At 66.7% G+C, this 10,030-nt stretch carries 6 protein-coding genes and 4 pseudogenes; 6 read left to right on the top strand and 4 right to left on the bottom strand.

Annotated elements, in window-relative coordinates:
- The first annotated feature begins 297 nt into the window (after positions 1 to 297).
- The 5 genes and pseudogenes from ACWEKM_RS44200 to ACWEKM_RS44220 all read left to right on the top strand — a co-directional run.
- On the top strand, positions 298 to 1,638 hold the full coding sequence (locus tag ACWEKM_RS44200; protein ID WP_451626964.1) for a hypothetical protein: 1,341 nt from the start codon (positions 298 to 300) through the stop codon (positions 1,636 to 1,638).
- A 208-nt stretch (positions 1,639 to 1,846) separates the two neighbouring features.
- Positions 1,847 to 2,760 (top strand): annotated as a pseudogene (locus tag ACWEKM_RS44205) (IS3 family transposase); the annotation flags it as partial.
- A gap of 22 nt (positions 2,761 to 2,782) precedes the next feature.
- Positions 2,783 to 4,195, top strand: a complete 1,413-nt coding sequence (locus ACWEKM_RS44210) for an IS30 family transposase (RefSeq protein WP_451626965.1) — start codon at positions 2,783 to 2,785, stop codon at positions 4,193 to 4,195.
- Between the two features lie 4 nt (positions 4,196 to 4,199).
- Positions 4,200 to 4,505, top strand: a pseudogene (locus ACWEKM_RS44215) (IS3 family transposase); the annotation flags it as partial.
- A 42-nt stretch (positions 4,506 to 4,547) separates the two neighbouring features.
- Positions 4,548 to 4,996, top strand: a pseudogene (locus ACWEKM_RS44220) (transposase); the annotation flags it as partial.
- 48 nt (positions 4,997 to 5,044) lie between these two features.
- Here ACWEKM_RS44220 and ACWEKM_RS44225 read toward each other — a convergent pair.
- From ACWEKM_RS44225 to ACWEKM_RS44240, 4 genes and pseudogenes are all read right to left on the bottom strand, one after another.
- Complete coding sequence (locus ACWEKM_RS44225) at positions 5,045 to 6,670, bottom strand: N-acyl-D-amino-acid deacylase family protein (RefSeq protein ID WP_451626966.1); 1,626 nt, start codon at positions 6,668 to 6,670, stop codon at positions 5,045 to 5,047.
- A gap of 167 nt (positions 6,671 to 6,837) precedes the next feature.
- The gene (locus ACWEKM_RS44230) at positions 6,838 to 8,130 is read right to left on the bottom strand and encodes an MFS transporter (protein ID WP_451626967.1); all 1,293 of its coding nucleotides are present in this window, start codon (positions 8,128 to 8,130) and stop codon (positions 6,838 to 6,840) included.
- Positions 8,131 to 8,481: 351 nt separating this feature from the next.
- A pseudogene (locus ACWEKM_RS44235) lies at positions 8,482 to 9,248 on the bottom strand (transposase).
- Positions 9,249 to 9,287: 39 nt separating this feature from the next.
- Positions 9,288 to 9,677, bottom strand: coding sequence for a LysE family translocator (locus ACWEKM_RS44240; protein ID WP_451626968.1), 390 nt, complete (start codon positions 9,675 to 9,677; stop codon positions 9,288 to 9,290).
- A gap of 129 nt (positions 9,678 to 9,806) precedes the next feature.
- On the opposite strand from ACWEKM_RS44240, the gene ACWEKM_RS44245 reads away from it, so the two are divergent.
- The gene (locus tag ACWEKM_RS44245; protein WP_451626969.1) at positions 9,807 to 9,959 is read left to right on the top strand and encodes a hypothetical protein; all 153 of its coding nucleotides are present in this window, start codon (positions 9,807 to 9,809) and stop codon (positions 9,957 to 9,959) included.
- Positions 9,960 to 10,030: the final 71 nt, after the last annotated feature.

Below are 10,030 nucleotides of genomic sequence, written 5' to 3' on the forward strand. Positions count from 1 at the left end.
GGGGGCCCCTTCGTCGGCCCGGGCTCCTTACTCGGGGGGGGGGTTGCGGGGGGGGGGGGGGCCCCCCCCCCCGCCCCCCAACCCCACCCCCGCTGGCGTGCGACGGCACCACTTCGTGTACGCGTTGCGTATTATTCTACCGTGATGTACTTTAGTGCCTATCCCTGTGCGATCGGGGCCGGCGCAGTCGTGGAGCCGGCGGTGCCGGCCCCACCTCGAGCTCGACCGACCAGGCCCCCACCCGCGGGACCTCGACCACGGCCTGCGGGTTCACTGCCGGTCCGACAAGGAGTAACGGTGATTCCCGCCGACGCTGATGAACTCGTGACCTCACAAGACATCGCGGAGAAGTACGAGTCCAACGAGGGCAACGTGGCCTACTGGACCACGCTCCCCGGTTTCCCGGAGGGTTGGCCGTCTGGTCCCGGACGGACATTGGTCCGCGACGCCGCGTTGGTGGATGAGTGGCTGAAGGAGAACCTCCCGGTCCACTGGGCGAAGGGGCAGGACTCGGACAACCCGTTCGGCCTGCCCGCCGGCAGGCCGAAGGACTTGGTGACGCTGTCGGATATCTGCGCCTGGGAGGGCAAGGCCCTCGGGCGGACGGAGCCGGTGCCGGAAGCCACCCTGCGCGGGTACATCTCCAGGAAGGTCCTGCCCGGCCCGGACCGCACGCCAGGTGACGGGAATCGGCCGGAGGTCACGGAGCGGAAGTGGTTCCGCGAGACGGCCTACAAGTTCGTGAACCGTAAGCGGCGCATGCGCCGGCAGACGACGGCCGAGGAGCCGGCGGTCAGCGAGCAAGCCCCTGCAGCCGGCAGCGAGCTTCCGGGCCGTTCGACCATCGCGCGCACGGAGCAACTGGACGCCCAGGGCGTCGCGACCGCGTACAGCGTCAGCGGGCAGACGGCGCGGGGGTGGATCCGCGCCGAGGGGTTCCCCGAGGCCGGCGAGAACGGCTACAGCGCGGCCGCGGTCGACGAGTGGGTGCACGAGAATCGCCGGCGCACCTGGGCCGCGGCCCAACGACGCGCTCAGCTGCCCGGCCACGCGTGGGCAACTGACGAGGACGCCGGCACCCAGAAGGAACTCGCCAACCCGGCGCCGGCCGCGGAGCCAGCCGCCGAGGCGCAGGGCGAACAGGCGGAGCTCACCGCGGAGATGATCGGTCCGCGGTACGGCGTCTCCGAGCACACCGGCATCCAGTGGACCAAGGTCAAGGAGAAGCACGAGGGCGACAAAGTCGTTCGCCGGGCTTTCCCTGCGCCGCGGAGCACGCAGCCGCGTACGTATGACCAGCACGAGGTCGACGCATGGGTGGAGAAGCACCGTCCGCATGTCTGGGCGGCCTTCAAGGGAACCGAGCCGACCCTGGTCCACGACCTACCCGAAGGGGATCCGCGGGACCTGCTGGACATCTACGACTTCGCCGAGGTGCTGGGCATGACCACCCGCGGCAAGGCCCTCGCGCGCGAGACCGTCCACGCCTACCACGCCCGCGGACAGGTCCCGTTCGCCGACCGGACTACTGACGACGGCAAGAAGCCTAGGGTCTTCCAGGACCACTGGTATCGCGAGACGGTCTACGGGTTCGTCCTCAGCCGCAAGGGGTCCGGCCGCTTCGGTCGCAGGAGCTAGGAGGCCTGGGTGGCCTTGTCCTGTCGACCGGCTGCCGGCTGTTGACCGACCCGATGAGCCGGCCCGCAGAGAACGTTCGGCAGGGCGGACGGTCGCTGGAAACGAGAGAGCCCGCCGGTCAAACGACCGGCGGGCTCTGGGCTGAGGCTGATCCTTTGGAGTGGACACCCTGACAATGGATCTTGATGGTCCAGGGAGGGATGTCCAGGTGGGACGTAAGTCTCCGTACCCGGAGGAGTTCCGGAAGGACGCCGTCGCGCTGTACCGCGCGTCCGGCGGCAAGCGCACGTACCCGGCGGTGGCCGCGGATCTCGGCATCACCGCGGAGTCGCTTCGGACGTGGGTGCGCAGGGACGAGGCCCAGGCCGTGCCGGAGGGCCGCGACGGCAGCGTGAACGCGGCCGAGGAGCCGGCCCGGCTGCGAGCGGAGAACGCCCGGCTGCTCAAGGCCGAGCAGGAGTGGCGGCTGGAGCGCGAGATCCTGCGCCGGGCAGCCGCCTATTTCGCCCGAGAGGTGAAGTGAGCCCCCGCCGCCGGGACTTCATCTCCGAGAACCGCGCTGACTTCGGCGTCAAGCGGATCTGCCGGGTGCTCGGGGCGTCCCGCGCCGGCTACTACCGGCATCTGGCCACCGAGCAGGCCCGCGCCGAGCGGCGGCCCGAGGAGAAGCGGACCGTGAGCGAGATCCGCGCCATCCACACCGAACACCGGGGCGCCTACGACGCCCCGCGCGTCCATGCGGAACTGCGCGCGAGAGGACGCAGGATCAACCGCAAGCGCGTCACCCGGCTGATGCGGATCAACCACATCGTCGGCCGGCACCTACGCAAGAAGAAGCGGACGACGATCGCGGACAGGACCGCGCCGCCCGCGCCGGACCTGGTAATGCGCGACTTCACCGCAGACACGCTGAATACCAGGTGGTGCGGCGACATCACCTGCATAGCCGTCGGATCGTCGTGGTCGATCGCCGACCACATGCGCACCGCGCTGGCCACCGACGCGATCGAGATGGCCGTGGCCGCCCGCGGCGGTCGGGTCCACGGCATCGTTTTCCACACCGACAGGGGTGCCCAGGCGGATTCAACTGGTCGTCGCAACACCTCGATCACGGAGGTGTGCGATGGAACGGAGTACGCGACGGATGCTGGAGGCGCCAGCGGGTGCTCGCCGGCAGTGGGCAGCGGATCGGGCGCTCCGGCCACCGATGCGTTCCCCGGGGCGGCCGGAGCCGTCTCGCGCGGTGCAGCGGGAGTTCTGGCGTCAGATCGCGTCGGGGATGACGACGGTTGGGGCCGCGGGTGAGGTGGGTGTGTCGTGGCCGGTCGGGTCGCGGTGGTTCCGTCACGCTGGCGGGATGCCGCCGCTCAGCCTGGACGAGCCCACGGGCCGCTGCTTGTCGTTCGCCGAGCGGGAGGAGATCGCGCTGCTTCGCGCTCGGGAGGTCGGCGTGCGTGAGATCGCGCGCCGGATCGGACGCGACCCGGGGAATGTTTCTCGCGAGTTGCGCCGCAACGCGGCGACCAGGAGCGGGAAGCAGGTCTACCGCGCCCTGGTGGCGCAGTGGAAAGCGCAGCAGGCCGCGAAACGCCCGAAGACGGCGAAGCTGGTGGGCAACGACAGGTTGCGTGAGTACGTGCAAGAGCGGCTTGAGGGGAGCGTCCGCCGACCCGACGGCACGATCGTCACAGGCCCCGGGACGCCTGCGTGGAAGGGCCTGAACAAGCCGCATCGGCAGGACAGGAGATGGGCGACGGCGTGGAGTCCGGAGCAGATTTCCCACCGGCTGAGAAGCGACTTCCCCGATGATGAGTCCATGCGCATCAGCCATGAGGCGATCTGTCAGTCGCTGTTCATCCAGGGGTGTGGTGCGCTCAGACGGGAGCTGGTCGCGTGTCTGCGGACCGGTCGGGCACTGCGGGAACCGCGGGCTCGATCACGCAACAAGTCGCAGGGGCATGTCACCGCCGACGTCGTCCTCAGCGAACGGCCCGCTGAAGCCGCGGACCGAGCGGTCCCCGGGCACTGGGAGGGGGATCTGATCATCGGGACGGGCCGGTCCGCGATCGGCACGCTCGTTGAGCGCAGCAGCCGGGCCACGCTCCTGGTGCATCTGCCTCGGCTGGAGGGCTGGGGCGAGAAATCACCCGTGAAGAACGGTCCGTCGCCCGGCGGCTACGGAGCCGTCGCGATGAACGCCGCGCTGATGGCGTCGATGACGAAGCTGCCCGAGCAGCTACGCAAGTCCCTCACCTGGGACCGTGGGAAGGAACTCTCCGGGCATGCCCAGTCCGCACTCGAAACCGGCACGAGAGTGTTCTTCGCTGACCCGCATTCGCCCTGGCAGCGACCGACAAACGAGAACACCAATGGCCTGCTGCGCCGGTACTTCCCGAAAGGCACCGACCTGTCCCGGTGGTCGGCCGAGGACCTCGAAGCCGTCGCCCTCGCGATCAATAACCGGCCCCGCAAGATCCTCGGTTGGAAGACCCCCGCCGAGGTCTTCGCCGAGCAGCTACGCTCACTACAACAGCCCGGTGTTGCAACGACCGATTGAACTCGCCCAGTACACGAGCCTGACGTTCGGTCAGCGTTGCGAGGAGGCGGGCATCCGGCCGTCCACCGGCCCCGGCTCGTGTTTCGACAACGCCGTCACCGAGAGTTTCTTCGCCTCACTGGAAACAGAACTCATCGACCGCACGACCTTCCGCACCCGCCACCACGCTGAGCAGGCCCTGTTCGCCTACATCGAAGGCTTCTATAACCCGCGTCGTCGACATTCAGCGAACGGTCATCTCAGCCCTGCCGAGTTCGAGCGTCGACACACTATCGACGCATCGATTAGCCTCGTCCAATCCGCGGCATAGCCCGCAAGCCCGTCCATGTCTGTCAGACCGGGGCAACTCCAGTTCGGGGTGTCGAAGTCGGCCGCCGACCGCATCGTCGGCCACCTCGGGCCCGCGCTGGCCCTGCAACAGCGCAAGCGGTTCGGCAAAGACACCGTGCTGATCGTGGATGGAACCCTGGTCCCCGCCCGCGACCACAGCATCGCCGAGCGATCGAAGAACTACCGCTACTCCACCAACCACCAGGTCGTCATCGACGCCGACGCCCGGCTCGTCGTGGCTGTCGGCCGACCGCTGCCCGGCAGCCGCAACGACTGCAAGGCGTGGGAGCTGTCCGGTGCCAAGACACCGTCGGCCGCACCACGGTCATCGCGGACGGCGGCTACCGCGCCACCGGCCTGGTCATCCCGCATCGACGCGAGCGCGGACAGACCAAACTCCCGGACTGGAAAGAAGAACACAACACCTCCCACCGCAAGGTCCGCGCCCGCACCGAGCACGCCTTCGCTCAAGGCCCTGCCCGATCCAGCCGTCACCCGATCGGTGCCCACGCTGAAAACTCACTGCCGCCATCCTGGTCCACGCACGACGCGCCCGGGAAGCGCGCCCGTATGCTCGCCGTCCTCGAGGACCGGCGTGCCGTTCACCAGCACATGGACCATCCCGGTCGCGTAGCGGTGCGGATCCGTCGGTGTCGCATGGTCCTTGATCAAGTTGGGGTCGAAGACGACCAGGTCCGCATACTCTCCCGACCGCAGCCGCCCCCTTCGTTTGAGCCGGAGGCTATCGGCCGGGAGGCTGGTCATTCGCCGGATCGCTTCCTCCAACGTAAGGATGCGCTCCTCGCGGACGTACCTGCCAAGTACGCGGGCGAAAGCCCCGTAAGCGCGGGGGTGCGGGCTTGACTTCATAAACACCCCCTCCGGTGCTTGGGACTCCGCGTCAGAGCAAAAGCTCATCCACGGCAGTGCGGCCTGCTTGCGGACGTTCTCTTCGGACATCGAGAAGAACATTGCGAATGTCATCCGGCTTGCATCTTCGACGATCAGGTCCATGAGGACGTCCGCTGGCGACATCGCGCGTTCAGTGGCTACATCGGCAAGCGTACGACCCGCGAGTCGCTTGAGGACTTCGTTGCGAAAGCCGGCGAGCAAAATGCGCTCCGGGCCGGTCTCAAAGAAGGCGTTCTCCCAATTGCCAGTTGCAGGTGCGAGCAGCTCCGCCCGGATCCGGCTGCGTGTGTCCGGATCGCTCAGGCGGGCGAGGAGTGCGTCGAACCCGCCATCGTGCGCCCACGGTGGGATGCACGAGTCAAGGCCCCTGCCCGAGTAGGCGTACGGATACATGTCGGCGGTGATCGGAAAACCCTCCGAGCGCGCCCGCTCGATCATCGCAATCGCGTCATCAAGTTTGTCCCAGTTCGACGGTCCGGATGCCTTTAGGTGGTATACCTCCGCGCGAATTCCACTGCGCCGGGCGATCTCAAGGAACTCGTCGAGCGCATCCAAGAGCATCCCCGACTCGCTGCGGATGTGTGACGCGTATAGACCGTCGTACTCGGACGCCACGCACGCAAGTGAAATGAGTTCGTCGGTGGACGAATACGTCGCGGGGGGATAGATGAGCGCCGAGGAGAGTCCTACGGCACCCTCTTGCATCGCCTCTCGAACGAGTCCGCGCATTCGCTCAAGCTCTGCAGCGCTTGCCGGCCGGTCGTCGTAGCCCATCGCGTGGATGCGAACGGTTGATGAGCCGACGAATGAGGCGACATTGGGTGAAATTCCCCGACCGGCGAGCCATTCGAGGTACTCGCCCAACGTTGTCCACTCCACTGGATAGTGGATGTCAGGGTGAAATCCTCGCTTCTCAAACTCCGCTTTCATGACGTCATTCATCGGCCCCATTGACCTGCCCTCACCCATCACCTCCAATGTCACGCCTTGGCGGATCTCGCTTTGAGAGCGGCCATCCTCGATCAAGGTCTCGCATGACCAGCTCATCATGTTGATGAACCCCGGAGCCACAGCAAGCCCGCGAGCATCAATTTCACGGACGTTTACGCTGGATGGAACGTCCCCCACCCCGGCGATCACATCTCCGCGGACCCAGACATCTCCCTCGTACGGGATACCGCCACTCCCGTCATAGATCCTGCCTCCACGAATTACGAGCTCCGAGACGTTCATGCACGACATCTTTCTGTTCTCATCCGTTGTCCGCCCCGGCCGGGGCGTCTTTTTCGTGTCCGTACGAAGGCCGGAGCGCGAACCCCAGCGCGGGCGAACGCCTTCCGAACGAGGCGTTCAAGGGTTTCGCACGCGTCGTTTCAAGGTCAGGTCGGGGCCAGGTACGCTCACGCCGTGGGAATGCCGGCGGCTTTGCCGGGGTCCTTCGCGACTGCGGCGGCGCCGAGACGGAACTGGTCGGGGCGCTGCGGGACGATGATGGCGAAAATCGTCGCGATCATCGTGGCGACGACCAGGAGCCCGAACGCCGCGGTGTAGGAGAACTGGTCGGCGAGCCACCCCATCAGCAGGGGCGACGCCACCCCGGCGAGTTGCCCGCCGACGCTGAGCACGGCGTACCCGGAGCCGGTGAGCGCGGGCGGCAGGACCCGCAGCGGCAGCCCGAACAGGCACATGCAGCCCAGCCCGCTCAACCCGAGCGCCAGCGTTTCGTACACGGTGAACTCGGTGGTTGTGCTCGCCGTGGACATCAGCGCCAGCATCACCGCAGATGCGGCGGTGATCGGGACGAGGAACACGCGGGCGCGGTCGGCGAAAAACCGGTCATACAGCCACCCACCCAGGAGCGTGGTGACCATGGAAACGAGCATCGGGATCGCGGAGAGCAGACCGGTCTGCGCCATGGACACGTGTCGCGTCTCCAACAGGTAACTCGGTACCCAGGTGAGCAGGCCGTAGCTGACGGTGTTCGACGCGCAGAACATCGCCGCGAACATCCACAACTGCGGCGAGCGGAACGCGTCGCGGCGGGACGCGGCCGGCGCGGCAGTGTCGTCAACGGGCGCGCTGAGCCGGTCCGGAAGGGGTTTCGGCAGTAGGCTCCAGAGCAGGACACCGAGGAGCACTCCGCCCGCGGCGAGCCACAGGAAGGTGTGCCGCCAGCCGACCGCGACGAGTAGCGGGGCCATGATGAGCGGGGCGATGCCCCCCGCGAGCCCTGAGGCGGTGAACGCCGCCCCACCCGCGATCCCCCGCCGGTCCGGTGTGGTGCGCTCGGCGATCGCCTTGAACGAGGCGGGCGGGAAAAATCCCTGTGAGAGTCCGAACAGCGCGCGCACCGCGATCAGCATCGCGAACGTCCCGGCCAGTCCAGTGAGCGCGGTGAACACCGACCACAGTACGAGGCTCCCCAGCATCACCTTGCGCGAGCCGAACCGGTCAGCTACGTACCCGGCCGGTATTTGGCACAGCATGTAGACCACGCCAAACGTGCTCACCAGCAGACCCTGCTGCGTTTTGCTCAGCCCGAACTCGGCCCCGATCGAGGGCAGGGCCATGCCGATGCCGAATCGGTCGATGTAGTCAATCGACCAGGCCGACACCATGATGATCATGGTCACGATGGCGGTGCGGTGGATTCTGCTTCGCGTCCATTCCTCGGTCGCGGGTGGTGGGATCATCGTTGACCTCCGATTTTCGGTGTGCCGTCCGACTGGGCGATGTCGCGAAATCCGCTGTGTACGCCCTCTCCTGCGTGCACCCGGCCCGGGGCGAACACCCAGTGACGCGGCCGCGGCGTTTCCTTGCGTAGCCGATGATGTTTTGAGGACAGTACGGGTGCGGCGCCAGGTTGTCGTCGTGCGCCTACATGAATTTAGCCACGGCTGTGGTGCTCTGCGCCAAGTGAATCGTTCCGGGTTCCGTAGAGAGCTCAGTCCCTTCAGTCGTAGATCGGCGTGTTCGCTGTAGTTCGTCGATCTCGTATAGCGGGTAAGGCTTGTCCCGCAAAAGGATCTTGGGCCTGGAGACCCCTATCCGACGAGGTTGAGGTTGTGCAGGCGCGCGATGCCGAGCATGGCGTGATGGACACCGTCGCCCTTGAGACGGCAGTTGCGGAGGATCTTCCAGGTCTTCATGCGCGCGAAGGCGTGCTCGACGCGGGCGCGGACCTGCTTGTGTGAGCGGTTGTGTTCCTGTTTCCAGTCGGGGAGTTCCTCGCCTTTGCGGCGGCGGTGGGGCATGACGAGCCCGGTACCCGGATAACCGCCGTCAGCGATCGTCATCGTCCTGCCGACGGCGGCTTTGGCTCCGGACTGCTCCCACGCCCTGCAGTCGTTGCGGTTTCCCGGCAGAGGCCGGCCGACCACGACGACCCGGCGACTGTCGGCATCGATGACGACCTGGTGGTTGGTGGAGTACCTGTAGTTCTTGGACTGCTCGGCGATGGTGTGATCACGGGTGGGGACCAGGTGCCGTCCACGATGAGGACGGCGTCTTTGGCGAAGCGGCGCCGGGGCTGCAGCGCCAGAAGCGGACCGAGGTGGTCGATGATGCGGTCGGCAGCAGATTTGGAGATGCCGAACAGCGGAACAAGCTGGCGCATCGTCAAGTTCGTGCGCCAGTACGTGGTGACCAGCAGTGTCCTGTCTGCCAGCGACAGGCTCCACGGTCTGCCCCGGCGGGCGGTATCGACCCCCGCACGACGCAGCACCGTCACCAGCTTGGTGAACTGGCGCGGGCTCAGCCCGGTGAACGGGACTATCCAGAACGGCTCCGACGCCGTGATTACACCAGCCACGGCAAGATCATTACATCAGCGGCCGACGGCTACTAGAGTTCAAGAGGTGCGGGCTACCTCACCGTTGCGGTTCGAACTCCCAGACACCCCAAGCTCAGCCCACGGCAAGCGCCACCGCACCTGCTTCGTTGCCACAAGGCCGCGACGCGCTGAGCGCCATGTGGTCACGCCCAACCAGACGAGATAGATACCGCCCAGGAGCTTCACCACCGTCAACGCCTGGGCCGAGGACACGACCAGGGCCGACAAGCCGACCGCGGCGAGCGTTGCATGCACCAAGAGCCCGCACGCCGAACCGAACGTGACGAGGACGCCATCAGACCGCGAACCAGCGATCACTCGCTGCGTGACGAGGGTGAAGCTGGTCCCAGGAATCAATGTCAGGGGTGTGACTGCGGCTACGAAGCCGAGTATCTGATGCCACTGCACACACCGAGCATAGGCAACGAGAACACCCCCAACCACCAGTTCCCCGGCGGTTCTTCCAGCGCCAGGCAGAGACCCCTACGTCTACTTCGACTCGAAGATCCTTTGCGGGACAAGCCTTAGCTGCCCGGCATGAAGGCGGAGTTGCTCGACCTCCTGACGGACGTCACGGACCGGGAGCGCGCTGAGGGTGCCGTCGAGCGGCTCAACGACCTGCTGCTCGACATTGCCTGGATCTTCCCTCGCACCGATCCATGGGGTGCTGTCACGTTGTTGAGTGTGTGAGTGCCTGACGGTGTGTCGGGTGTGGTGGGGCCGGGTTCCGGCTTTCGTGCTCAGGTCGCGGCAGGCAGGCC

This window comes from Streptomyces sp. NPDC004752 (assembly GCF_053601275.1).